Source organism: Streptomyces sp. NPDC016845 (assembly GCF_044332585.1).
GTDB lineage: Bacteria > Actinomycetota > Actinomycetes > Streptomycetales > Streptomycetaceae > Streptomyces.
Genome location: NZ_JBIRPI010000020.1, coordinates 98,611 through 125,286, shown reverse-complemented (window position 1 = coordinate 125,286; position 26,676 = coordinate 98,611). Strand labels below are relative to the sequence as shown.

At 72.3% G+C, this 26,676-nt stretch carries 13 protein-coding genes; 9 read left to right on the top strand and 4 right to left on the bottom strand.

Annotation, left to right across the window (positions count from 1 at the left end; translation table 11 throughout):
- Nucleotides 1-2: 2 nt before the first annotated feature.
- The 9 genes from ACH4RC_RS33105 to ACH4RC_RS33065 are packed head-to-tail and all read left to right on the top strand — an operon-like array spanning nucleotide 3 to nucleotide 22,926.
- A complete protein-coding gene (locus ACH4RC_RS33105) occupies nucleotides 3-6,260 on the top strand; it encodes an SDR family NAD(P)-dependent oxidoreductase (protein ID WP_398207463.1) in 6,258 nt (2,085 codons plus the stop codon).
- Nucleotides 6,261-6,299: 39 nt separating this feature from the next.
- The gene (locus ACH4RC_RS33100) at nucleotides 6,300-15,377 is read left to right on the top strand and encodes an SDR family NAD(P)-dependent oxidoreductase (protein ID WP_398207461.1); all 9,078 of its coding nucleotides are present in this window, start codon (nucleotides 6,300-6,302) and stop codon (nucleotides 15,375-15,377) included.
- Between the two features lie 8 nt (nucleotides 15,378-15,385).
- Nucleotides 15,386-17,803 carry a beta-ketoacyl synthase N-terminal-like domain-containing protein gene (locus ACH4RC_RS33095; protein ID WP_398207459.1) on the top strand — a complete coding sequence of 806 codons (2,418 nt, stop codon included), beginning with the start codon at nucleotides 15,386-15,388 and terminating at the stop codon, nucleotides 17,801-17,803.
- Nucleotides 17,800-18,561: a thioesterase II family protein gene (locus ACH4RC_RS33090; RefSeq protein ID WP_398207457.1), complete on the top strand. Its 762-nt coding sequence runs from the start codon at nucleotides 17,800-17,802 to the stop codon at nucleotides 18,559-18,561. Before ACH4RC_RS33095 ends, ACH4RC_RS33090 begins: the two co-directional genes overlap by 4 nt.
- 35 nt (nucleotides 18,562-18,596) lie before the next feature.
- On the top strand, nucleotides 18,597-19,025 hold the full coding sequence (locus ACH4RC_RS33085; RefSeq protein ID WP_398207455.1) for an SRPBCC family protein: 429 nt from the start codon (nucleotides 18,597-18,599) through the stop codon (nucleotides 19,023-19,025).
- Complete coding sequence (gene pdhA, locus ACH4RC_RS33080; RefSeq protein WP_398207453.1) at nucleotides 19,022-20,125, top strand: pyruvate dehydrogenase (acetyl-transferring) E1 component subunit alpha; 1,104 nt, start codon at nucleotides 19,022-19,024, stop codon at nucleotides 20,123-20,125. The genes ACH4RC_RS33085 and pdhA overlap by 4 nt, the downstream gene beginning before the upstream one ends.
- Before the next feature lie 4 nt (nucleotides 20,126-20,129).
- Nucleotides 20,130-21,134, top strand: a complete 1,005-nt coding sequence (locus ACH4RC_RS33075; protein WP_398207451.1) for an alpha-ketoacid dehydrogenase subunit beta — start codon at nucleotides 20,130-20,132, stop codon at nucleotides 21,132-21,134.
- A 15-nt stretch (nucleotides 21,135-21,149) separates the two neighbouring features.
- Nucleotides 21,150-22,430 carry a dihydrolipoamide acetyltransferase family protein gene (locus ACH4RC_RS33070; RefSeq protein WP_398207449.1) on the top strand — a complete coding sequence of 427 codons (1,281 nt, stop codon included), beginning with the start codon at nucleotides 21,150-21,152 and terminating at the stop codon, nucleotides 22,428-22,430.
- A gap of 7 nt (nucleotides 22,431-22,437) precedes the next feature.
- Complete coding sequence (locus ACH4RC_RS33065; protein WP_398207448.1) at nucleotides 22,438-22,926, top strand: hypothetical protein; 489 nt, start codon at nucleotides 22,438-22,440, stop codon at nucleotides 22,924-22,926.
- Nucleotides 22,927-22,986: 60 nt separating this feature from the next.
- Here ACH4RC_RS33065 and ACH4RC_RS33060 read toward each other — a convergent pair whose 3' ends face one another.
- Genes ACH4RC_RS33060 through ACH4RC_RS33045 form a run of 4 tightly spaced genes read right to left on the bottom strand, consistent with a single transcriptional unit; the run spans nucleotide 22,987 to nucleotide 26,676 of the window.
- Nucleotides 22,987-24,249, bottom strand: coding sequence for a cytochrome P450 (locus ACH4RC_RS33060; RefSeq protein WP_398207446.1), 1,263 nt, complete (start codon nucleotides 24,247-24,249; stop codon nucleotides 22,987-22,989).
- Between the two features lie 44 nt (nucleotides 24,250-24,293).
- The gene (locus ACH4RC_RS33055; RefSeq protein ID WP_398207444.1) at nucleotides 24,294-25,049 is read right to left on the bottom strand and encodes a methyltransferase domain-containing protein; all 756 of its coding nucleotides are present in this window, start codon (nucleotides 25,047-25,049) and stop codon (nucleotides 24,294-24,296) included.
- On the bottom strand, nucleotides 25,046-25,459 hold the full coding sequence (locus ACH4RC_RS33050) for a nuclear transport factor 2 family protein (protein ID WP_398207442.1): 414 nt from the start codon (nucleotides 25,457-25,459) through the stop codon (nucleotides 25,046-25,048). Before ACH4RC_RS33050 ends, ACH4RC_RS33055 begins: the two co-directional genes overlap by 4 nt.
- Complete coding sequence (locus tag ACH4RC_RS33045; RefSeq protein ID WP_398207440.1) at nucleotides 25,456-26,676, bottom strand: FAD-dependent monooxygenase; 1,221 nt, start codon at nucleotides 26,674-26,676, stop codon at nucleotides 25,456-25,458. Before ACH4RC_RS33045 ends, ACH4RC_RS33050 begins: the two co-directional genes overlap by 4 nt.

Below are 26,676 nucleotides of genomic sequence, written 5' to 3'. Positions count from 1 at the left end.
CCATGCAAGCGGATCACGTGAACCCGGATCCCCACCAGGCCATCGCAGTCGTCGGTATGGCAGGCCGCTTCCCCGGCGCCCCGGACGTCGAGGGGCTGTGGGACCTGATGATGCGCCGCGGCCACGCCATCGGCCCGGTACCGCCCGAGCGCTGGGACGCGTCGGCCCAACTCGACCCGGAGAAGAGGATCCAGGCGGTCGGGGGATTCATCGACGAGGTCGACCAGTTCGACCCGACCTTCTTCGGCATCTCACCGCGCGAGGTCGAGGACATCGACCCGCAGCAGCGGCTCCTCCTCGAAGCAGGGTGGAGCGCCCTGGAGGACGCCGGCCTGCGCGCTGCGGACCTCAGGGGTTCACGGACCGGTGTCTACGTCGGAGCCCTGTGGCACGACTACGAACTGCTGCGCAAGAACAGCGGCGGCAGAGCGACCCAGCGCAGCGCCGTCGGCCAGGCCATCGACGTCATCGCCGCCCGCGTCTCCTACTTCCTGGAGTTCAACGGGCCGAGCCTGACCGTGGCCACCGGCTGCTCGTCCTCCCTCGTGGCACTCCACCTGGCTGCCCAGGCGCTGCGGCAGGGTGAGGTGGAGGCCGCACTGGTGGGCGGCGTCAACCTGATCCTCGCACCCGATGTGTCCATCGGGCTCACCCACTTCGGGGGGCTCTCCCCCGACGGCCGCTGCGCCGCGTTCGCCGCGTCCGCCAACGGCTTCGTCCGCGGCGAGGGAGTCGCCGCGGTCTATGTGAAGACTCTCGCCCGGGCGCTGGAGGACGGCGATCGCATCCACGCCGTCATCCTCAACACCGCCGTGAACAACGACGGTGGTGGTGACAGCCTGGTCACCCCCAGCTCGGCCGCGCAGGAAGACCTGCTGCGCCGGGCATACACCGATTCAGGTGTTCCCCTGGACCGGCTCGCGTACATAGAAGCGCACGGCACCGGCACCCGTCGCGGAGACCCCGTGGAAGCGGGTGCCATCGGTCGTGCCATCGGGCAGCAGCGCCACAGCGCAGGCCCGATTCCGGTCGGCTCGGTAAAAACCAACATCGGCCATCTGGAGGCGGCCTCGGGTTTGGCGGGTTTGTTCAAGGCAGTTCTGTCGCTGGAACACCGCATCGTCCCGCCGAGCCTGCATGCCGAAGAGCTCAGCCCGAACATCCCCTGGGACGAGCTCAACGTGCGCGTCACCCGCGAGCCGCTGCCCCTCCCGGAGGAGGGACCCCTCTACGCAGGGGTCAACTCCTTCGGGTGGGGCGGTACCAACGCCCATGTCGTCCTGATGAGTTCACCGCTCGTCGACGGGACGGAGCAGACGCCCGAAGAGGACCCCGCGACGGGCGACCCCGTGCTGGTCCCGCTCTCCGGGCACACCGACGAAGCACTGCGCCGGCGCGCCGAGGACCTGCGGGAGCCGGCCCGGCGCGGCGACGTGTCCCTCGCGTCGCTCGCCGGCACCCTCGCCTGGAAGCGCGACAGCTTCCCCATGCGGGCGGCGCTGATCGCGCACGACGCCGCGGAACTCGGCACCCGCCTGGACCAGTTCATCGCCGGCGACGCGGAGTCGTCCGGCATCGTCACGGGCCGGGCGCGCACCCGCGGCCGTACCGCGTTCGTCTTCCCGGGCCAGGGCTCCCAGTGGGCCGCGATGGGCAAGGAGCTGTACGCGCGCAGCGACACCTTCGCCGCGGTCGTGCGGCGCTGCGCCAAGGCGCTGGAACCGCACGTCGACTGGGACCTGACCGACGTCGTGTCGGGCAAGGCCGGCGACGAGTGGCTCGGCCGGATCGACGTCGTGCAGCCGACCCTGTGGGCCGTGTCCGTGGGCATCGCCGAGCTGTGGCGCGAGGCCGGGGTCGAGCCCGACGTCGTGATCGGCCACAGCCAGGGCGAAGTCACCGCCGCGACGGTGGCGGGCATCCTGTCGTACGAGGACGCCGCACTGGTCATCGCCCGCCGCAGCGCGATCATCCGCCGGGTCACGGGCCGCGGCGGCATGCTCGCGGTCGACCTGAGCAGGGAGGCCGCGCGAGAGGCCCTCGACGGTTTCGAGGAACTGGTCTCGATCGCCGTCAACAACGGCCCCAACTCCTGCGTCCTGTCGGGAGACACCGACTCGCTCGAGGTGCTCAAGGAGATCCTCGAGGCGGACGGCACCTACTGCCGCCTCGTCAACGTCGACTACGCCTCCCACAGCCCGCAGATGGACGAGCTCAGGGACGACCTGTCCGTGGCGCTCGCACCCGTCGCGCCGCGCGAGGGCGCCATCCCGCTGATGTCGACCCTGCGGGTGACGGACATCCAGGGGCCGGAGATGGACGGGTCCTACTGGATCGACAACCTGCGCAACCCCGTGCTGTTCGCCGACGCCATGAGCAAGCTGTTCGACGACGGCGTCACCCACGTCGTGGAGATCAGCCCGCATCCGGTACTGGCACCGGCGCTGGAGCAGCTGGCCGAGCTGCACGACGAACAGCCCGCGGTCCTCACCTCCCTGCGCCGCGACGAGGGCGGCCTGCACGACCTCACCCGGGCGTTCGCCCGCTCCTTCGTCGCCGGTCTCGAACCCTTCGGGAAGCTGCCGCGCGACGCGTCCGCCCCGGTGCCCGGCTACCCCTGGCAGCGCACCACCTACTGGCTGGACACCGGCAAGCGGCGTCCGGGCCTGCGCGAGGGCCTGGACTTCGAGCTGGTGCCGTCCGCCGCGGAGCAGGACGCCTGGCAGGGCAACCTCGAAGTGGCGGTGGACAGCGCGCCGTGGCTGACGGACCACAGGATCGACGATGCCGTCGTGCTGCCGGGCGCCGCCATGCTGGCGTTCGCTCTCGACGCGGCGCGCAACCGCCACGGAGCCCTGCCCGCCTCGCTCGTCGACGTCGCCTTCCACCGGGACCTGACGCTCGGCGACGACCCCACCCGGCTCTCCGTCCTGTGGCGCGACGACGTCACCGAAGGAGGCAGCTTCGCCCTGCTCTCCCTGGCCGAGGGCAGCAGCGACTGGACCGAGCACGCCACCGCGCGCGTTCTGCAGCGGCCGGCGAAGCCCGCGCAGAGCGTGGACTTCCCGACCGCACTGCAGGGCACATGGGACGAGGGGACGGACGGCTCCGACACGTTCTACGCGGCCTGCGACGCGCGCGGCCTGCGCTACGGACCGGCGTTCCAGGGCGTCCAGCGCCTGCGCGTCCAGGACGACCGCGCCCTGGCGGAGGTCCGGCTGAGCGAACGCAGCCGGGCCGGAGCCCGCCCGCACGGCCTGCACCCCGCGCTGTGGGACGGCGCGCTGCAGACCGTCCTCGCGCTGTGCGAGGAAGGCGTCACCGTCGTGCCCACGGCGGTCGACGGCGTGCACTGGCACACGGACCCCGGCGAGCCCGTGCTCGCGGTGTGGTCCTACGCCGTACGCCGCTCCGCCTACCGGTTCGACCTGCACGTCTTCACCGAGGACCACAGGCCGCTGCTGGTCATGGAGGGCCTGCGGATGGAGCCGCTGGCCGTGGAGACGGACACCCGCGACGACACCGAGCGCGAGCACCGCCTGGTGTTCGGCGAGGAGCCGCGCCCGGAGGCGAAGGCCGCCGCACCGCAGGCCTGGTTCGTCTGCGGAGGGCCGACGGCCGCGCAGCACGTGGCCGATGCCCTGGGCGCCGCCGGAGCCGCTGTCACCCTGGCCGCGCCCGGCGGCGACGCCGACGCCTGGGCCGCGGAGCTGTCGGCGGCCGACCCGGTCACCGGAGTGGTCTTCGCCGCCCCGGACGCCGAGGCCGGTCTCCCGGAGCAGCGACGCGCCCTGGCCGGTCTGCCCGCTCTGGTACGCGGCTGCGTGGGACGCAACGTCCTGCCGCGGCTCGTCGTGGTCACCGCCTCCGCCCAGGCCCTGACCGCCACGGACCGGCCCGACCCCGGAGCGGCGCTGTACTGGGGCTTCACCCGGGTACTGCGCCGCGAGCACCCCGAACTCCGGCCGCTGCTCGTCGATGTGGCCCCGGGCGACGGGGACTGGGCCGCCGACTGCGCCGCCGAGATCCTCGTCGACGACGGCGAGGACCAGGTCGGTCTGCGTCAGGGACGCAGGCTGGTGGGCCGGCTGGTGCGCGGCGAGGCGGAGCCCGGCGACGGGACGCCGGCACCCTGGCGCGCCTCGCAGCGCCCGTTCCGCCTCAACGCCGACAAGCCCGGCTTCTGGGACTCGCTGGTCTACCGTCCGCTCACCAGGCGGGCGCCCGGCCCGGGCGAGATCGAGCTGGAAACCACCGCGGCCGGGCTCAACTTCATCGACGTGATGAAGGCCATGGGCACCTACCCCGACCACTCGGGCGGCGCGGCGCTGCTCGGCGGGGAGTGCGCGGGACGCGTCAGCGCCGTCGGCCCGGATGTCACGGGCTTCACCGTCGGCGACCGGGTCGTGGCCTGCGCCATGGGCTCGATGGCATCCCATCTCACGGTCCGGGCCGACCACGCCCAGATCGTGCCGGACGGCATGACCGACACCGACGCCGCGGGTCTGCCGCTGGCGATGGGCACGGCCTGGTACGGCCTCGCCGACCTCGCGCGGCTGGCACCGGGCGAGACGGTGCTCGTCCACTCGGCCGCGGGCGGACTCGGCCTCGCGGCGGTCCAGGTCGCCCGGGCGCTGGGGGCGGAGGTCATCGCCACGGCCGGGACCGAGGACAAGCGGCAGTACCTGCGCGACATCGGCATCGAGCACGTATTCGACTCACGCGATCTGGCGTGGGCCGCCGCGGTACGCGAGGCCACCGGCGGCCGAGGGGTGGACGTCGTCCTCAACTCGCTCACCGGTGCGGCCATCTCCCTCGGCCTCGACGTCCTGGCCGAGGACGGACGCTTCATCGAGGTCGGCAAGAAGGACATCTACAGCGCCAGGAACGTCGGGCTCTCCGCCTTCCGCAAGAGCATCACGTTCGCGTCGGTGGACCTGGCGGGCCTGCTCGACCGGCGCCCGGAGCGCTTCGCCTCGGTCTTCGCGGCGGTGTGGCGCGAGGTGTCCGCCGGCCGGATCGAGCCGCTGCCCGTCTCCGTGCACACCTTCGCCGACGCGGCGGAGGCGCTGCGCGAGATGTCGCGCGGCCGGCACACCGGCAAGCTGGTCCTCGCCGACCCGGGCACGGTGTCGGCCGTCGTACCGGAACCGATGCCCCAGGGACGCTTCCGCACGGACGCCACCTACCTGATCACCGGCGGTCTCGGCGGCCTCGGCCTGTCGCTCGCCGAGTTCCTGGCCGACCACGGCGCGGGCGCGCTCGCGCTGCTCGGCCGCTCCGGGCCCGGACAGGCGGCAGTCGAGCGGATCGAACAGCTGCGCAAGGGCGGTGTACGCGTACAGACCTACGCCTGCGACGTGGCCGACCGGTCCGCACTCGAGACGACGCTCGGCCGGCTCAGGTCCGAACTGCCGCCGCTGCGCGGCGTGTTCCACGCGGCCGGCCTGCTCGACGACGCCACGGTCCTGAACATGCGGCCCGAGCAGCTGGAGAGGGTGCTGGCACCCAAGGTCGACGGTGCGCGCCACCTCGACGAGGCGACCGCCGAGGACACGCTCGACCTCTTCGTGATGTTCTCCTCGGTCGCCTCGCTCATCGGCAACGTCGGACAGGCCGGCTACGCGGCCGGCAACGCGTTCATGGACACCCTCGCCACCGCACGCCGCTCCCGCGGAGTGCCGGGCCTGGCCGTGCAGTGGGGCCCGTTCGCCGACATCGGCCTCGCCGCCGCGGACGACGTGCGAGGCGCGCGGCTGGGGGACCGGGGCATGAGCAGCTTCCCCGCCGAGGAGGCCTGGGGCGCACTGGCCCGATTCCTCGGCCAGGACCAGCAGGTCGTCGGGTACATGCCGCTCAACGCACGGCAGTGGTTCGACGCCTACCCGGAAACCGCTGCCCAGAAGACGTGGGAGGTCCTGCGCCGGTCCGCGCAGGAAGGCGGTGCCGCCACCACGGGCCACCAGTTCCGCTCGCTCTTCCTGGCCGCCGACGAGAACTCGCGTCAGGAGCTCGTCGAGAACAAGGTGCAGCAGATCGCCGGCCATGTGCTCCGCCTCGAACCCACCGTGATCGACCGCACCACTCCGTTCAAGGCACTCGGCCTGGACTCACTGATGAGCCTGGAGATGCGCAACCGACTGGAATCCGCCTTCGGCCTGAAGCTCTCACCGACGCTGCTGTGGACCTACGGCAGTTCACGTGCTCTGGCGGGAGTGCTCAGTGAGCGACTGCTCCAGCCCGCGGACTCCGCCTCCTGACCCCATCCGCCCGGTGACCTCAACGAGGACTGCGTGACCATGACTTCGAGCAGTAGCAAGAAACCAGCAACGACTCCGCTCACCCGTGCGCTGGAGACCATCAAGTCCCTGAGGGCCCAGCTCGACGAGCAGAGCGGGCACCAGCCGCTCGCGGTGATCGGCGTGGGGATGCGGTTCCCGGGCGGCATCCACGATCTCGACTCGTACTGGGACGTGCTGCAAGGCGGCACCGACCTGATCCGCGAGCGGCCGGCCTCGCGCATGGAGCCCTTCGCCGACGAGTGGGCCACACTGCCGCGCCGCGGCAGCTTCCTCGACGAGGTGCTCGACTTCGACGCCGGGTTCTTCGGCATCAGCCCCCGCGAGGCCCGCGCGATCGACCCGCAGCACCGCCTGCTGCTCGAAGTCGCCGTGGAGGCGCTGGAGGACGCGGCGCTGCCGCCCGCCCGGCTCGGGGACGCGAAGGTCGGCACCTACGTCGGCATCACCGGGCGGCACGACTACTGGGACTGGCTGAACGGCGAGATGGACGCCCACTGGACGACGGGCAACGGCCACAGCTTCGCCGCCGGCCGTATCGCCTACACCATGGGGTTCACCGGCCCCGCGGTGGCCATCGACGCCGCCTGCGCGTCGTCGCTCGTCTCCGTGCACCAGGCCTCCCAGGCCCTGCGGCGCGGCGAGTGCGACGTCGCACTCGCCGGTGGCGTCAACCTCGTGGTGTCGCCCGGCTCCACCCGCGTCATCAGCCAGACGGGCGCGCTCGCCCCCGACGGGCTGTGCAAGACCTTCGACGCCCGCGCCAACGGCTACGTACGCGGCGAGGGCTGCGGCTTCGTCGTGCTCAAGCGACTCGACCACGCCCGCCGCGACGGCGACCGCGTCCACGCGGTCATCCAGGGCTCGGCCATCAACCAGGACGGCCGGTCCTCCGGCTTCACCGCGCCCAACGTGCTCTCGCAGATCGCGCTCATCGAGACCGCGCTCCAGGACGCCGGGCTGACGCCGGACGACATCGGCCTCATCGAGGCCCATGGCACCGGCACGTCCCTCGGCGACCCGATCGAGGTGGACGCCCTCGTCGCCGCGCTCCGGCCGAACGGCGGCAGCGCCCCCCTCCACATCGGATCGGTGAAGACCAACATCGGTCACCTGGAGGCGGCCTCGGGCATCGCGGGGCTGATCAAGAGCATCCTGTGCCTCCAGCGCAGGACCGTTCCGCCGCTGGTGCACTTCCAGACCCTGAACCCGCGGATCGACGTCGACGGGACCGGGCTCGTCTTCTCCAACACCGAACGGCAGTGGGACACCGACGAGAGCGGCAGTTACGTCGGCATCAGCTCGTTCGGCATCGTCGGCACCAACGCGCACGTCATCGTCGGGGCGGCCGACGCGGACTTCGACGAGGCGCGGACGGGACAGGACACCGCCTCACCGGCCACCGTGCAGGGCTTCGACATCTCGGCGAAGTCGCAGGCGGCGCTGCGCGAGCTCGCCGGCCTGTACGCCGCCCGGCTCGCCACCCTCGGGGACGAGGAGTACCCCGCCTTCGCCTACTCCGCGACCTCCCGCGCCCAGTACACCGTCCGGGCCCACGTGGACGCGGCCGGCAAGGACGCCGCCGTGGCGGCGCTGACCGCGCTCGCGAACGGCGACGCCTCGTCCGCCGTCACCCTCACCGAGGCCGCGGCGGAAGGCCGCGACGCCGCCGGACGACCGGAACTGCCGCGCCGGGTGACCACTCTGCCGCACTACCCGTGGCAGCGCCGTCGGCACGCCCCGGAAGCGGTGTCCGCTCCGAGCCCGGCCGCGGCGCCCCGGCAGGAACCGCCCGAGACGGAGGCGGCGCCGGAACCGGGCCCCGCCGTGCTGTACGGCCTCGACTGGCAGCCCGTCGCGCTGCCGGAGACGACCGGCGGCAGGGATGTCGTCCTGGCCGGCGACGACCCCGAACTCCTCGAACTCCTCCTGGATGAGGCCCGTGCCCGCGGTCTGCGCGGGGCCGTCCTCGGCCCTGTGGAGCCGTCCGCGGACACCGGCTTCGACACGGGTGACCTGCCCGCCGACGACACCGCCTGGGGGAGCTTCTGGGCCTCCCGCGCGGACACCGGACCCACCGCCCTCGTCCTGGCCATGAAGGCCACTCAGCTGCCGGCGTCCCTGGACGAGCCCGTCGACTTCGGTGCCCGGAGCGGGGCCCTGTGCGCCGCCGTCACGACAGCCGTGCGCACCCTGCACTCGGCCGGCCACGGAGGCCGGGCCTTCGCCGTCACGCGTGGTGCCCGGCAGATATCCGGGCAGGACCGGCCGGTGGCCGGCGACCACGGCCTGCTGCAAGGGCTCGCGCCCGTCCTCGGCCTGGAGTTCAACGACAGCTGGGGCGGGGTCGTCGACCTGCCGGCGACACCCCTGCCCGACGACGCCGGGGCGCTGTGGCGGCTGGTCTGCGCGGACAGCGACGAGGACCTGAGCGCGGTGCGCGACGGAGAGGTGCTGGCCGGGCGGCTGCGCACGGCCCCCGCCGACTTCACGCCGGTCCTCCCCGTCACGGACGACGCCACCTACCTGATCACCGGCGGACTCGGCGGCATCGGCCGGGCCATGGCCACGGACCTGGTGCGCCGCGGCGCACGTCATCTGCTGCTCCTCGGGCGGACCCGCCCCGCGGACCTCGGCGAGGCGGCCACCGCCCTGCTCGACGAGGTCCGGGAGGCAGGCGCAGAGGCGGTCTATCTCAGCGCCGACTGCGACAGCCTCGCCGCCCTCACCGAGGCCTGCCAGGTGCTCGACGGGATGCCGGCCGTACGCGGGATCGTGCACGGCGCGGGAACCCTGCCCGAAGCGCTGCTCACCGACGCGGGGCCGGAGGACTTCGAGGCCGGGCTCCGCGGCAAGTTCACCGGCGCCTGGTGGCTGCACCTGCTCAGCCGTGACTGGCCGCTGGACTTCTTCGTGCAGACCTCCTCGGCCTCGGCGCTGTGGGGCAACGAGGGCCGCGGCGCCTACGCGGCGGCCAACGGCGGCATCGACACCCTCGCCGAGCACCGGCTCGCCCTGGGGCTGAAGGCCACCACCATCGCCTACGGGTCGTGGGGCCTCGACGGCATGGCCGACGCGGACAAGCGCCGTGACCTCGCGCGGATGGGCATCGTGGAGATGACCGCCGCCGAGGGCTGCGCGACGCTGGCCGCCGCGGCGCCCGGCCCCGGCGCCCTGCTGGTCGCCTGCCCCATGGACTGGCAGCGCTTCACCGAGGTCATGTCGACCGTGCGCCGCCGCCCGCTGTTCGACGCGCTGCTCGCCGACGGCACCGCCGAGACCGCGGCGCGGCAGGACGGGACGACCGGCACCGCCGACGCCCCCGCGGCCGGCCTCCCGGACGAGGAGGTCCCACCGGCCCGTGCCGAGGTGCTGGCCGCGCCCGAGAGCGCGCGGCCCGCCGTCGCCCAAGGCCATACCGCTCGCGTCATGGCGGCCACGCTGGGCCATGACGACGCGTCGGACATCCCGCCGGACACCGGCTTCTTCGACGTCGGCCTGGACTCGATCATGGCCGTGGACCTGGCGCGCGACCTGTCACTGGCCTTCGGCGTCAGGATCAAGGTCGCCGACATCTTCAACCATCCGACGATCACGGAACTGTCGCAGTACATCGCCGAGCGGGTGGCCGACCCGGCCGCTGCCACCCCGGCGCCGGCCCGCCGCCGCACCCCGGTGACCGCCGCGCCCGCACCCGCCGGGACGGTCCCGGCGCCCGCGCCCGCGGGTACGCCGGACGAGGCCCGCGTCCAGGAGCCCGTCGCGATCGTCGGCATGGCGGGACGCTTCCCGGGCGCCGACTCCGTCGACGAACTGTGGGAACTGCTCCGCGAAGGCCGTGACACGGTCGGCCGGGTCCCCGCCGACCGGTGGAGCTCCGCGGACCTGCACGACACGGACCCGCTCAAGTCCGGAAAGATCACCAGCGACCAGGGCGGATTCCTCTCCGACATCGCACGGTTCGACGCGGCGTTCTTCGGCGTACCGGCCCGTGAGGCGGAGAGCCTCGACCCTCAGCAGCGGCTGCTCCTCGAAGCCTCCTGGCACGCCCTCGAGGACGGCGGCATCGACCCGAAGAGCCTCAAGGGCACCCGCACCGGCGTGTTCGTGGGCATCACCAACTCCGACTACGCCCGGCTCCTCGAAGGCGCCGGCCTGGAAGGTCTCGACGCGTACTTCGTCAGCGGCACGGCGCTCAACGCCGCGGCCGGCCGCATCGCCTACACCCTGGGTCTCAACGGCCCGACCATGGCCGTCGACACCGCGTGCTCGTCCTCGCTCAGCGCGGTCCATCTCGCCGTCCAGTCGCTGCGCCGGCACGAGAGCGACCAGGTGCTGGCCGGCGGCGTCAACCTCATCACGGCACCGTCCTGCTCGGTCGCGGTGAGCCGGGCCCACATGCTCTCCCCCGACGGGCGGTGCAAGACGTTCTCGGCCGACGCGAACGGTTTCGTGCGCGCCGAAGGGTGCGGCGTGCTGGTCCTCAAACGGCTCAGCGACGCCCGCCGGGACGGCGACCGGGTGCTGGCCGTCATCCACGGCAGCGCCGTCAACCAGGACGGCGCGTCGTCCGGGCTCACGGTGCCCAGCGGCACCGCGCAGGAAGCCGTCATCGCGGCGGCGATCGCCGACGCGGGCGTCGCGCCGGAGGACATCTCCTACCTGGAGGCACACGGCACGGGCACCTCGCTCGGCGACCCGATCGAGCTGAACGCCGCCTGGAGCGTGCTGGGGCAGGACCGCAAGTCCGGCAACCCCCTCCACATCGGATCGATCAAGAGCAACATCGGACACTGCGAGTCCGCGTCGGGCATCGCCGGCATCTTCAAGACGGTTCTCGCGCTGCGCAACGGAAAGCTCCCGGCGAGCCTGCACTGCGACACGCTCAACCCGCATGTGCCCTGGGACGACATGAACCTGCGCGTCGTCGACGCGCTGACCCCGTGGCGGGTGCGGGACGGACAGCGCCTGGCCGGGGTGTCCAGCTTCGGGTTCAGCGGCACCAACGCGCACGTGGTCCTCGGCGAGGCGCCCGCGCCCGACCTGCCCCCCGTGCTGCCGGAGGAGGGACCGCTCCTGATGGCGCTGTCCGCCCCCGACGCCGCCGGGTTCGAACGCGTCGCCCGCGCCTGGCAGGACCGCGCCGCGACGGTCACCGACTACGCCGGGACCGCCGCGCTCGCCACCACCTCGGGAGCGGGCCGCGCCCACTTCCCCCTGCGGCGCGCGCTGTTCGCCGAGACCGGCGCCGCACTGCTCGAACAGCTCAGTGGCGTCACCGGCGCGCCGGAGCGCGCTCCGGGCCGGCCCAGAGTCGCCTTCCTGTTCTCCGGCGCGGGCAGCCAGTACTTCGGCATGGGGCAGGAGCTCTACGAGACCGAGCCGGTCTTCCGCGAGACGATCGACGACTGCGGACGCGTGCTGCTGCCGCTGATCGGTCTGGAACTGCGCGACCTCATGTTCTACGGGGCCGACGCCGAGCTGATCGACCAGATCCAGTACACCCAGCCCGCGACCGTCGCCATCGAACTGGCCCTCGCCGAACTGTGGAAGTCCTGGGGCGTGGTCCCGTCCGTCGTCACCGGGCACAGCGTGGGTGAGATCGCCGCCGCGGTGGTGGCGGGCGTCATCGACCGCGAGACCGGTCTGACCCTGGTCGCCCACCGGGCGCGGCTCATGTCGGGCACGGGACGCGGTTCGATGCTCTCCCTGGCCGCCTCCCTGGACCGCGTCACCGGCTGGATCGCCGGCACGGCCTGCGACGTGGCCGCCGTCAACGGGCCCGAGTCGGTCGTGGTGGCCGGCGTCCCCGAGGACGTGGCCGTCGTCGCGGAGCGGGCGCGGGCCGAGGACGTCAAGGCACGGGAACTGGTCATCTCCTCGGCCGCGCACTCCCGCCTGATCGAGCCCATGGTCCCCGAACTGGCCGCGGTGGTCAGCGCGATGGAGTTCCGTGCGCCGACCGTGCCGATCGTCTCCAACCTCACCGGGAAGGTGGCGGCGGCCGACGAGTACGGCACCGACTACTGGCCCCGGCACGTACGCCGGCCCGTGCGCTTCTACGAGGGCGCGCAGGAACTGCACCGCGTGGGCGCCGACTTCTTCCTGGAGCTCGGCCCCGACCAGACGCTCATCAACATGGTCACCGCGGCCGGGATCGCGCCCGCCGGTGGCGCCGTGGCCTCCCTCCAGCGGGGCAACGCGGAACGCGGCAGTCTGCTCACCGCCGCCGCCGCGCTGTACGAGCAGGGCCAGGACCTGGTCTGGAAGCAGGTGCAGTCGGCGACCGGCGGCGCGCGCGCCGAGGCGCCCGGCTACCCGTTCGCCGAGACCCGCTACTGGACGAAGGTCACCCCCGCCCGCCCGGCGGCCGTCGAGGCCGCACCGGCCACCCGGCAGCGCAGGCACTGGGGCGAGGAGCTGAGCTCACCCGCGCTCACGGGGCGGGTGTTCGCCTTCGAGCGCACCGCCGAGTACCCGCTGTACCTCAACGACCACCGGATCGAGGAGACGGTGCTCACCCCGGCCTCCTCACACCTCGCGACGATCCTGTCCGCACTGGCCGGGCAGGGCAGGCCGCTCGCCATCGAGGACTGGGTCTGCCCGCGGCCGCTCATCATCCAGGACGGCGAGCACTACGACGCGCAGATCATCGTCGACGACGGCGCCGCGGTGCCCACGGTCACCCTGCACAGCCTGACCGACCCGGCCACGGGCCGCTGGGAGAAGCACCTGTCGGGCCGGCTGGTCGACCCCGGGACGGTCCGGCAGCCCGCCGCACCGGACACCGCGGCGTTCATCGCGGCCGCCGACCGGCACATCGGCAGGGACGCCTTCTACACGTACTTCCGTGAACTCGGCTACACCCTCGGCCCGTCCTTCCGCTGGATCGAGGACGTCTGGGTCAAGGGCGACGAGGCGCTGGTGCGCTACACCGAGCAGGAGGTGCCCGACAGCCTGGACGACTACGAGCTCTACCCGGGGCTGATCGACTCGTTCTTCCAGATCATCGCGGCGTTCATGGTCGACGACGAGGTGCACCGGGCCGCCAGCCTGGCCATCCCCTTCTCGGCGTCGGCGCTCTCGTTCCCGGGCCGACCGGAGCGGGGCGGCGAGCTGTGGGCGCACGTACGAGCCCTGCAGACGCAGCCGCTGCCGAACGGCCGCATGCGGGTCGAGACCTCCGACCTGCACATGTTCAACGGCAACGGCGACAGCGTGGCCGTCGTGGACGGTTTCCGGGTGCGCAACGCCCGGCGGGCCGCCCTGCGCCAGAGCCTGCGCGGCGGAGAGCCGAACGCGTACGAGCTGTCCCTGATCGCGGACCCCCGGTTCGACGGGCAGGGCCGGCCGGGCCGTGAGATCGCGGTACTCGGCGCGGACACACCGCTGGGCGCAACGATCACCGAAGCCCTCACCGCACTCGGGCACACCGCCGCCGCCCGCACACCGGACGGCCTCGGGGCGCCGGGCGTCGACGCCGTCGTGGACGCGCGGTTCGCAGGGGGCACCGACGCCTCCGACGCCCTGCAGGCCTCCCTCGCTCTGGCCGGGACACTGACGGCCGCCCCCAGGACGGTGCCGTACGTGGTGCTCGGCGAGGCCGGTGCGGCGAGCGCCGGGCCGCGCGAAGCCCTGTGGGGGATGCTGGCCGCCCTGGAGGCGGAGGACGCCGAGCGACGGCTGCTGAGGATCACGCTCGATGACGGCTGGACCCCCGAAGGTCTCGCGGGGACGCTCACCCTGGCGCTCGACCAGGACGTGCCGGAGACCCGGCTGGTGCTCAACGGCAGCGGTACGCGCATCGCACGGCTGACCGCGGTCCCGTCCGTACCCGACACCCCCGAGTGGCGCGGCAGCGTCCTGGTGACCGGAGGCCTCGGCGCGCTGGGCCTCAGCGTCGCCCGGATGCTCGCCCAGCAGGGCGCCCCGGCCATCGCGCTGATGGGCCGCTCGGCGCCCGACGCCGCGGCACAGCAGGTGATCGACGAACTCACCGCGAAGGGCACGGCCGTCCGGGTCGTACCCGGCGACGTCACCGACGCGGCGGACTGCGCCGCGGCCGTGGCCGCCGCCTCCCAGGACGCGCCGCTGTGCGCGGTCTTCCACCTCGCGGGCGCCACCTCGGACCACGCCTTCGACCGCCTCGACGCCGCGGACTACGAGAAGGTGTTCGCCGCCAAGGCCCGCGGCGCCGAGAACCTCGCGCGGGCCACCCGCACACTCGGCCTCGACGCCTTCGTGCTGTTCTCGTCGGCCGCGAGCCTCCTCGGCTCGGCGGGACAGGTCAACTACGGCGCCGCGAACGGGTTCCTCAACGGCCTGGCCGAATCCCTGCGGGGATCGGGCACCCCGGCCACCAGCATCGAATGGGGACCCTGGGTCCCGGCGGCCAAGGGCGGAATGGCCGCGGCCGCCGAGGTGGAGCGGGCGGCCGAGCGCCTGGGCATCGGACGGCTCACCGACGAGTCCGCCGAGGTACTGCTCTCCCTGGCCCTCACCGGCGACAAGACGCGCATGCTCGCCGCCGAGGTGAACGCGACGGCCTACGCCACCGCGCTGCGCGGACACCCGCGGGCGGAACTGGTCACCGAACTGGTCACCGACAGCCAGCCGGCTCAAGCAGCGGTCCCCGGCCCGGCCGGCCCGCCGCAGGACGCGCCCGCCGAACGCGCCCGCGGCTGGCTGCGCGACCTGCTCGGCGAACTCTCCGCGGAGGAACGTGACGACCGGCTGCGCGACATCCTGCGCGACCTGGTCACGCAGACACTGGGCGACCCCGACGTCGTCTTCGACGACAGCCTCGGGTTCGAGGACGCCGGCGTCGACTCGATCATGGCCCTCGACCTCAGCGACCTGCTGGGGCACGCGCTCGCCACGGAGATCTCGGCCACCGTGGCCATCGACTACCCGAACGTCGGCGAACTCGCGCACTTCGTCATGGAGCACACCCTGTCCGATGACCCGGCAGAGGCCACCGTCCCGCCCGCGCGCAGCACAAGCGGGACATCGGTGCAGGACCTCACGGACGAGCAGGTCATCAAGGCACTGCAGAGCGATCTGACCGTAGAACTGTGAGGTGAACGATGGATTCCAACGAGATACGCCAACTGATGGAACAGCAGCTCGCGCAGTCCAAGAGGCTCAAGGCCCGCGTACGCGAGCTGGAGGCCGAGCGCAACGAGCCGCTCGCCGTGGTCGGACTGGGGCTGCGCTTCCCCTCCGCGCTGACCACACCCGACGCGTACTGGGACTTCCTCATGGAAGGCGCGGACGGCACGTCGGAGATCCCCGAGGACCGCACGGGGCTGCGGTCGGTCTACGCACCGGGCGGCCAGCAGCCGGGCCGTTCCTACGTCGAGCGAGGGGGGTTCCTGCGGGACGTCTCGCACTTCGACGCGGGCTTCTTCGGAATCTCGCAGCGTGAGGCCGACGCGCTCGACCCGCAGCAGCGCCTCCTGCTCGAGACGTCCTGGGAGGCCATGGAGCGGGCGGGGATCGCGGTGCGACGGCAGGACCGGCTCAACGCCGGCGTGTTCATCGGCATCATGAGCGCCGACTATCCCGACCGGCTCGCCCACCAGGCGGACAAGAGCGGCATCGACCCGTACTACGGGACAGGCGGCGGCCACTCGCTGGCAGCGGGCCGCATCAGTTACGTGATGGGCCTGTCGGGCCCGGCGATCAGCGTGGACACCGCCTGTTCCTCCTCGCTGGTGGCCCTGCACACCGCTGCCCAGAGCCTGCGCCGCGGCGAGTGCCGCTACGCCCTGGCGGGCGGGGCCAACGTGATCTTCGCGCCCGACCTCATGGTGTCCCTGTGCCAGAGCAAGGCCCTCGCGCCCGACGGCCGTTCGAAGCCCTTCCTCGACTCCGCCGACGGCTACGGCCGTGGCGAGGGCGTGGGCGTCATGGTCCTCATGCGGCTGTCCGACGCGGAGCAGGAGGGCCGGCCCGTCCTGGCGGTCCTGCGCGGCAGCGCGATCAACCACGACGGCGCGTCCTCCGGCCTGACCGTGCCCAACGGCCCCGCACAGCAGGAGGTCATCCGGGCGGCTCTCACCGAGGCCGGCATCGCGCCCGAGGACGTCGGCTACGTCGAGACACACGGCACCGGCACCTCGCTCGGCGACCCGATCGAGGCCCGCGCCCTGGACGCCGTCCTCGGCAGCGGCGCTCCGGGCCGCTCCACTGCGCTGGCCATCGGCAGCGTCAAGGGGCGCATCGGCCACCTCGAGAGCGCGGCGGGCATGGCCGCGCTGATCAAGGTCGTCCTGATGCTCCACCACGGGCGGATCCCGGCGGCCGGCAGCGACACGGACGGCGAACTGAACCACCTCATCCCCTGGGACCGGATGAAGCTCAGCGTCGGCCGCGAGCCGTCCGCATGGCCGGAGAGCTACGGCCGTCGCATCGCCGGGGTCAGCGCGTTCGGGATGAGCGGCACCAACGCGCACGCGGTCCTCGAGGCGTACGAGGCGGCCCCGGCCGACGCCGTCGGCCGGCCCGCGGGCACCGAGCTGCTCACTCTCTCCGCCAAGAACCCCGACAGCCTCAAGGCGCTCGTGGACGACACGGTGGCGTACCTCGCGCGGGTGGACGAGCACCGGCTGGCCGAGGTCTGCGCCACCCTGCGCGACGGACGGGTCGCCTTCGAGCACCGCATCGCCGTCACGGCCGCGACCGCCGGGGAGCTGGCGGAGCGACTCGCCGAGGCCGCCGACGCCTACACCGCGCCCGCCGCACGGCAGGCCGTCACCGAGGTCACGCTGCGCGTCACCGACGACCCCGCGCCGCTGCGGAAGTCGGCCGACGCACTGCTCGACGCTCACCCCGCGCTGCGCCAGGGCCTGAAGAAGGTGCCCGAGCGAGCCGCGGACCAGCTGACCGAGGCCCTGAAACTGCTCGGTCTGCGGGTCCGTACCGCCGACGGCGCACCGCGCACCGCCGGGGCGGTGGCGGAGCTGGAGTGGGCGGGCCACGTCCGGCCCCTGCTGACGGAGGACACCGAGGCCGCCGCGGACCTGCTGTACGGCGTCCTCGCCGAGCTCTTCGACAGCGGTGCGAACCTGCGCTTCGAAGGAGTGCGGCCGCCGGGCACGGGACGTTCCTGGGATCTGCCGACGTACGCCTTCTCGCGCAAGCGCTGCTGGATCGACGAGCCGTCGGTCGAAGGCGCGGCCTCCGGCGGCCAGGACGACGACCAGCAGGCAGCCGCGGACGCGGGCCTCGACCGGCAGGGCGTCATCGACTTCCTCGACGCGGAGCTGCGCGGTGTGATGCATGCCGACGGCCCGCTGGACGCGGACCAGACGTTCCTGGGCGCGGGCGGCGACTCGTTCACCGCGATGCAGCTCACCATCGCGATCGAGGACGAGTACCAGATCGAGGTACCGATGGAGGAGTTCGACGTCGAACTCACGCTGACCGACCTCTTCGACCGCCTGAGCGGCTACATCATCCGTCACCGCGCGGCGGAGCCGGACAAGGAGCTGAGCATATGAACCCGTTCGTGCGTCCGCACCGCAGCGACGATCCGGAGATGCGCCTGTTCGGCTTCCACCACGCGGGAGGGTCCGCCGCGGCCTACTACCCCATGATCAGGGAACTGCCGCAGAGCTGGGAGCTCCTGCTGCTCGACCTGCCGGGCCGGGGCAAGCGCCACGGGCAGCAGCCCCTGGAGCACATGGACCAGGTCGTCCGGCGAGCGGTCGCGGACATGGAGCCGTGGCTCGACGGCCGGCCGGTCGCCCTGTTCGGCCACAGCTTCGGTGCGCTGGTCGCCCTGGAGGTCGGCCGGGTTCTCGAGAGCATGGGCCGCACCCCCCTCTGGCTCGGCGTCTCGGGCCGGGTCCCGCCGAGCGTCCGCCGGGTGCCCAAGCTCTCCGAGCTGAACGACGAGCAGCTGTTGCGGGCCCTGGTGACCATGGGCGGCACGCCGGAACGCCTCGGTGACATACCGGAGTTCCGGGACCGCTTCCTCGGTATCACCCGGGCGGACCTGCGGGCGGCGGAGTCCTACGAGCCGGACCCCGGCCGGACCCCCCTGTCCTGCCCGCTGACGGTGTTCTGCGGTACGGACGACGCCTGGGCACCGCTGTCGACGATGTCGGGATGGGCCGCGGAGACAGCGACCGGGATGCGGCAGCGCGTGTACAGCGGCGGTCACTTCTACTTCCAGGGCCGCCGGGAGCTGAAGCGCCTCACGCACGACCTCGTCGACGAGATCCAGGCCGTGGCCCCCGTTACCGCCGAGGGCTGACGAAGCCTCATGACACCGGAGAGAAGCCCCGCGCCATGCGACTGATCGAGACCTCCGTCGACATCTCCGCCGACACGAACGACGTCTGGAACATCCTGGTCGATTTCGACCGCTACGCGGAATGGAACCCCTTCATCGTCCATGCCCGGGGCACGGCTGTCCGGGGCACTCTCCTGGAGATCACGATGCGTCTGGAAGACCGGGAGATGACATTCACCCCCCGGGTGACCGAGGTGGAGCCGGGCCGCCACCTGCAGTGGCTCGGCCAGTTCCGGATACCGAAAGTCTTCGACGGGCGGCACGAATTCATCATCGAACCCGCGCCGCACGGCGCGACGTTGAGGCACAGGGAGTCCTTCGCCGGGCTGCTTCCCCCTTTCCTCGGCTCGATGCTGGCCAGGACGGCCGCGGCGTTCGAGCAGTTCAACCTGGCGATCAAGGCAAGGGCGGAGGGCACGGCATGAGGACCGCGACCGTCGGTCCCGTGCGGCAGACCGCGATCCAGCTGCTGACGCCCGAGGGCGAGCGGGTGGAGCACCCGGACTACCACGTGGACCTGACACCCGAGGAGCTGCGCGGTCTGTACCGGGACATGGTCCTGACGCGCCGCTTCGACACGGAGGCCACCGTCCTGCAACGGCAGGGCGAACTGGGCCTGTGGGTACCGCTGCTCGGGCAGGAGGCCGCCCAGATCGGCTCGGGCCGGGCCGTGCGCGACGACGACTACGTCGTACCGAGCTACCGCGAGCACGGCGTCGCCTGGTGCCGCGGCGTCGACCCGATCAACCTGCTGGCCATGTTCCGCGGCGTGAACAACGGCGGCTGGGACCCGAGAACCAACAACTTCCACCTGTACACCCTCGTCATCGGTTCGCAGACACTGCACGCCACCGGCTACGCGATGGGCCTGGCGAAGGACGGCGCGGACGCGGCGGTGCTCGCGTACTTCGGCGACGGTGCGAGCAGCCAGGGCGACGTGAACGAGGCGTTCACCTTCTCCGCGGTCTACAACGCGCCGGTGGTGTTCTTCTGCCAGAACAACCAGTGGGCGATCTCGGCGCCGACCGAGAAGCAGACCCGGGTGCCGCTGTACCAGCGTGCGCAGGGCTTCGGCTTCCCCGGCGTGCGCGTGGACGGCAACGACGTGCTCGCGTGCCTGGCCGTGACCCGGTGGGCCCTGGAGCGGGCGCGCAACGGTGAGGGGCCGACGCTGATCGAGGCGTTCACGTACCGCATGGGCGCGCACACCACCTCCGACGACCCGACGAAGTACCGGAACGACGAGGAGCGCGCCGAGTGGGAGGCGAAGGACCCGATCCTGCGCCTGCGGACCCATCTGGAGAAGGCCGGCCTGGCCGACCGGGAGTACTTCACCTCGCTGGAGACCGAGAGCGAGGAGCTGGCCCGCCGGGTCAGGGAGGCCGTGAGGTCGATGCCGTCGCCCGGCCCGACGGCGATGTTCGACCACGTGTACGCCGACGGGCACGCGCTCGTCGACGAGGAGCGCGCCGAGTTCGCCGCTTACCAGGCGTCCTTCGTGGCCGAAGCAGCCGGGGAGGGCTGAGGACATGGCGGTACAGAAGCTGCCGATCGCCAGGGCGATCAACGAGTCGCTGCGCAGGGCGCTGGAGAACGACCCGAAGGTCCTGCTCATGGGCGAGGACATCGGCAAGCTGGGCGGCGTCTTCCGGGTCACGGACGGCCTGCAGAAGGACTTCGGCGAGGACCGGGTCTTCGACACCCCGCTCGCCGAGTCCGGCATCGTCGGCACCGCGATCGGCCTCGCGCTGCGCGGCTACCGCCCGGTGGTGGAGATCCAGTTCGACGGCTTCGTCTTCCCCGGGTACGACCAGATCGTCACGCAGCTCGCGAAGATGCACGCGCGCTCGCTGGGCAAGGTCAGGGTTCCGGTGGTGATCCGCATCCCGTACGGCGGCGGCATCGGCGCGGTCGAGCACCACAGCGAGTCGCCCGAGGCGCTGTTCGCCCACGTGGCGGGGTTGAAAGTGGTCTCTCCCTCGAACTCCTCGGACGCGTACTGGATGCTCCAGCAGGCCATCCGGAGCGACGACCCGGTGATCTTCTTCGAGCCGAAGCGGCGCTACTGGGACAAGAGCGAGGTCACGCTGCCCGAGCGCGGCCCCGCCGCGGACCAGGCCGTCCCGCGCGATCTGCACAAGGCCGTCGTGGCGCGTGCGGGCAGTGACCTGACGCTCGTCGCGTACGGGCCGATGGTGAAGGTCTGCCTGGAGGCGGCGGCCGCCGCCGAGCAGGAGGGCAAGTCCCTCGAGGTCCTCGACCTGCGGTCGATCTCGCCGATCGACTTCGACTCCGTACAGAAGTCGGTGGAGAGGACGCGGCGGCTCGTCGTGGTGCACGAGGCACCGGTCTTCTTCGGTTCCGGCGCGGAGCTGGCGGCCCGGATCACCGAGCGGTGCTTCTACCACCTGGAGGCGCCCGTGCTGCGGGTCGGCGGCTACCACGCGCCGTATCCGCCGGCGCGCCTGGAGGACGAGTACCTGCCGGGCCTGGACCGGGTGCTCGACGCCGTCGACCGCGCACTGGCGTACTGAGAAGAGAGTGGAACCATGGTTCGCGAGTTCAAGATGCCCGATGTGGGCGAGGGCCTGACCGACGCCGAGATCCTCAAGTGGTACGTGCGGCCCGGTGACGCCGTCACCGACGGGCAGGTCGTGTGCGAGGTGGAGACGACCAAGGCAGCGGTGGAACTGCCGATCCCGTTCGACGGGGTGGTCGAGGAGCTGCGGTTCCCCGAGGGCACGACCGTCGACGTCGGCCAGGTGATCATCACCGTAGCCGCGAAATCCGCCGAACCGGAGCCGGAGCCGGAGCCGGAGCCCGCCGGCCGTACCCCGGTGCTGGTGGGCTACGGAGTCGCCGAATCCGCCACCGCACGCCGGCCGCGCCGTCCGGCTTCCGTACCGCAGCAGGCCGCGGCGCCCGTGCTGCGGGCGCTGGCCAAACCCCCGGTGCGCAAACTCGCGAAGGACCTCGGGGTCGACCTCGCCACCGTCAGTCCCACCGGCCCCGGTGGCGTCGTCACCCGTGAAGACGTCCACGCCCTTGCCCGTCCGGCTCCTGTCCCGGCTCCTGTCCCGGCCCCCGCCCCGACCGCCGTTCCGGCCCCCGCCCCGGTGGCCGCCGGTGTGAGGGAGACACGGGTTCCCATCAAGGGCGTCCGCAAGGCGACGGCCGCCGCGATGGTCGACAGCGCCTTCACCGCACCGCATGCCAGCGAGTTCGTCACCGTGGACGTCACCCGGACGATGAGGCTCGTCGACGAGCTCAAGGCAGACAAGGACATGGCGGGGCTGCGGGTCAACCCGCTGCTGCTGGTCGCCAGAGCGCTCCTGGTGGCCATCGGGCGCAACCCCCGGATCAACGCCTCCTGGGACGAACCGGCCCAGGAGATCGTCCAGAAGAACTACGTGAACCTGGGCATCGCCGCGGCGACCCCGCGCGGGCTCATCGTGCCGAACATCAAGGACGCGCACGCTCAGACACTGCCCGAACTGGCGGCCTCACTGCAGGAGTTGGTGACCACGGCCCGTGAGGGCAGGACGTCCCCCGCCGCGATGCGGGGAGGCACCGTCACCATCACGAACATCGGCGTCTTCGGCATCGACACCGGTGTCCCGATCCTCAACCCCGGTGAGTCCGCGATCCTCGCCGTCGGCGCGATCAGACCCCAGCCCTGGGTCCACCGGGGGAAGGTGAAGCCACGCCAGGTCACCACCCTCTCGCTCTCCTTCGACCACCGCATCGTCGACGGCGAACTCGGTGCCCGGGTCCTCGCCGACACCGCTGCCGTCCTGGAACGTCCGAAGCGCTTGATCACCTGGAGCTGAGGCGGCTGTGAAACGGACTCTGGTCTTCCTGGACGCCCGGCCGTGCAGCCTGGCCGCGGTCCGCCACGCGATCCCGCTGGCCTCGCAGGACGGTCTGCTGCAGGTGGTGCTGCTCACCCCGCGGATGTCGCACGGTGTGGCCATTCTCTGGTCGCAAGGGGTGCACATGCCCGACGTCCAGGAGGACGTCACGGAGGGCACGTTCCGCGACGTGGCGGCCCTGCTGGCACCGACGGGCCTGCCATGGGACTTCTGCGAGGCGGAACACCGCGCCGTCCGTTCCCTCCCGCCGGCGGCGGACCACGACGCCCCGGCGCCCGGCGCCGCCGTCGCGGTACGTCACGAGGGCGGCCCCCTGCACATGCTCTTCGACGCCCATCGAGCGGAGAGCCTCGCCCGTATCTGGCCGCGGGGCGCCGGCGCGCCCCTGGTCGTCCCGTGCGACCACCGCCGGCGCGACGCGGGCCGGGACAGACGTATCACGGTGCGAACGTAGAAAGGGCGGGCAACCCGGCCGTGCCGCAACCGGGTTGCCCGCCCTCGCCCCGCCGCCCGGTCAGTCCAGGGCGACCGGGATCGACTCGTACCGGTACAGCTGCAGGCCGGGAGTGCGAAGCGGAGCGCCGGCCAGGCGCAGGCGGGGGTGGCGGCCGTACAGCCGGCGCAGAACCTCCTCCATCTCGAGCCTGGCCAGCGCCGCGCCCAGGCAGTAGTGGACGCCGAGGCCCATGTTCAGGGGGCGGGCGTCCGCGCGGTGCAGGTCGAGCCGGTCCGGGTCCGGGAAGCGGGACGGATCGCGGTTGGCCCCGCCCAGGAAGACGATCGTGCTGGTGCCCGCGGGAATCCGGACGCCGTCGATCTCCGCGTCCTCCAGCGCCATCCGCCGGGTGGCCTGCACCGATCCGTCGAACCGGCCCAGTTCGTCGATCACCGGGCCCAGCTTCTCCGGTGACGTCGCCAGAACGGTCCGCAGCGCGGCCATCTGGTCCGGATGCGAGGCGAGCGCGACCACCGTGTTGCCGATCAGCCCCGCGGTCGTCTCGAACCCCGACCCGAAGACGAAGGCGAGCAGGTCGACCAGTTCCTGCGCGCTGAGCCGGTCCCCGTCCGCGTCGCGCACCGCGATCAGCGCGGACAGGAGATCGTCGCCCGGCGACCTCCTGCGTTCGTCGACCAGTCCGGTGAAGTAGTCGAGTACGTGGGTGTACGCGGCATCGGCCTCGGCCAGCCGCTCGGGCTCCACCGCGACCTCGAAGACGACACTGGCCTTGCGGATCCACGCGTCGAAGGGCCCCAGGTCCTCGGGCGGCACGCCCACGAGGCGGGCGATGGTGCCCATCGTCACCGGCAGGGCCAGCTGCGAGGGGATGTCCACCACTTCGCCGCTCGCGGCTCGTTCGGCCATGGCATCGAGGGCCTGCTCGGTCAACTGGGCGGTATAGGGCCTGACCTGCTCGATCTGCCGGACGTTGAACGCTCGCGCGACCAGCCCGCGCAGCCGTGTGTGGTCGGGGTTGTTCGCCCCGGCCAGCGAGGAGAAGACGCTGACAAGGAGGGGACTCTCACGCCAGCCCGGCTGGTTCTTGTCGAACCACTCCGCGCCGACCGTGCCGAACTTCTCGCCGGAGAGCACCGCGCACGCGGCGTCGTACCCGGTCACGAACGCGCCGCCGAGCGCTTCGCTCACGTGGACGGGCGCGATCGCGCGCAACCGCGCATAGCCGGGGAACGGGTCGCGCTGCCCTTCCGGGGTGAACAGCTGGAAGAGCTCGGCGTCGGCGGGGCAGGGCGCTGGTGGATCGGGCCGGGTCGTCGTCATCGTGTGTCCTTCGGTGATCGGTCGTGCTGCGGCGTGGACGGTGGTCAGGCCCTGCGTGCGCCGACGGCGAGGCCGAGCCGGTTGGCGGTCTCCGAGTGGATCCGAAGCCCGCACTCGCGCAGGAGGCGGCGCAGGGCAGGGGCGCTGAACGACTCGGAGCGGAACCCCTGGGCACCGCGGAAGACGGTGCCGCCGTAACGGCCCGGGGCCGGCTCCGCCAGCCCCCTCGTGCACCGGGCGTAGTAGGCCCTTCGCACGGCGGTGGTGCGGGGCTGCTCGTTGAAGACGGAGACGAGGACGGTGCCGCCCAGGGAGCGCAGCCCCATGAGCGCGCGCCGGGGATCGGAAAGGTTGCCGAGGAGGTTGAACGGGAGCACGAGCAGGGGCCGGCGGCCGGGCACCTGCGCCGACCAGAGCACCGACTCCTGCGCATTGCCGACCACGGCGGTGGCCTGGGCGTCGAGGCCCTCGTCACAGATGCGCTCGCGCAGTGCGGCCACCGCACCGCTGTTGATGTCGATGCCGCAGTAGGGCAGCCCGGCGGCCCGCGCCACTTCCAGGGCCCGCCCGTCGAAGCAGCCGAGTTCCACGACGGCGTCGCACTTCTCGTCCAGCGCCGTCTTGAACGCCGCCAGACACTCCATCTGCAGATAGGTCAGGATCTCGTCGGGGAAGTGGGCCACGCTCATGATCGCGCAGGCGCCGCCCCCGTCCCGGTAGAAGTGATCAAGGTACTCGGAGGACAAGGGGGGCGGTGCCGATGCCGGTTCCGTGGTGGCGAGCAGCCCTGCGCGTGTCATCGGGCGGCTAGCGTCTTGGCGAAGTACGCGGTGTCGAAGTACTCGTGCATGCGGGTGATCCGGCCGTCCGCCACCGTGTAGACGGACACGATGCGGTTCTCGTAGGGCACCTTGTCCTTCGTCACGGAGCGGGACAGACACTCGACGGCGACCTGGTCCCCGTCGGCGATCATGCTGCGCACCTCGATCGTGTAGCCGGCCCCGGGGTCGAACAGCGCGCCCAGCGGCAGGAGGAAGCCGCCCACCACCGCGTCACGCCCCTTCCAGGTTCCGCACACCGGGTGATCGCCGGCGATCCAGAACTCCACGTCTTCGCCGAGCAGGCCGAGGACGGTGGCGGCGTCCCGGTCCGCGATCGCGCGCAGGTAGCGCTCGACGGTGGCCTTGGGCCCGTTCGCAGGGCTGTTCACGAGTGACCTCCGAGCTCGGGAACGAAAACCGGCTGGTCCGCTCCGGGGTAGATGAGGGTCTTGCGCAGCAGCCCGGCCAGGACGGCGCTGGGCATGAAGCGGGCGGCGACGTCGCGCAGCAGCCGCGGGACGGGGCGCTCCAGCTGTTCGAGGCGGGCCATGGAACGCGAGACCTCGACCATCGTGCGGGTGCGGTCGCGCTGCAGGTCCTCGTAGGACCGCAGCGCGGCGCTCAGCCCGCCGAGCCGGTCCGCCGCGTTCAACCGCCCGGCAAGGACGACAGCGTCCTCGATGGAGGAGCTGCCGCCCTGGGCCAGGCTCGGCAGCATCGGATGGGCGGCGTCGCCGAGCAGCGTCACGCGGCCGTCGCCCCACTGCTCCAGGAAGGGGCGGTCCTGACAGGGCGTGGCCATGATGGCGGACTGGGGGGTGGCGCGGACGACCGCCGTGACCTCGTCGGCCCAGCCCGCGTAGGTGCTCAGGATCTCGGCCTTGTTGACGGTGTGGGCGCGGGCGGCACGCTCGGGCACGTTCAGGCTGCCCCACCAGTAGAACCGTCCGTGCCCCACGTCATGGATGCCGAAGCGGCGGCCCGCGCCCCAGTAGTGTCCGCTGAAACCCGTCGGAAATCCGGGGTGGGCGAACTCGGTGATCGCCAGCCAGCAGAGGAAGCCGCCGTAACGGGGGACGGACGGGCCGGTGTGGGCGACCTGGTTGCGGATCACCGAACGGATGCCGTCGGCGCCGATGAGAACGTCCCCGTACGCGTCGCTGCCGTCGGCGAAGAGCACCCGCACGCCGTCGTCCGACGTCTCGTAGCGCAGCGCGGTGGCGCCCAGGTTGACGGGGGTGTCGCCCGCGGCCTCCCACAGCGCTTCCTGCAGGTCCCCTCGGTACAGGCAGATGGTGGGGGCGCCGGCCTCGCGGTCGACACGGGCGTGCGGGAGGTCGAACAGCGGGCGCCCGGTGGGCGTCATGAACTTCATCTGCTCGACCACCTGGCCGCGCTGCGCCAGACCGAGGTCCAGGCCGAGGGTGGACAGCGCGCGAATGGCGTTGGAGCCCACCGAGATGCCGAACCCCGCGGGCTTGAGCTCGGGCGCCCGCTCGTAGATCTCGACCTCCATGTCGATCCGGCGCAGAGCGACGGCGGCGGCGAGACCGCCGATGCCCGCGCCGATGACGAGGGCCTTCTTTCCAGCGACACCAGCAGCCAT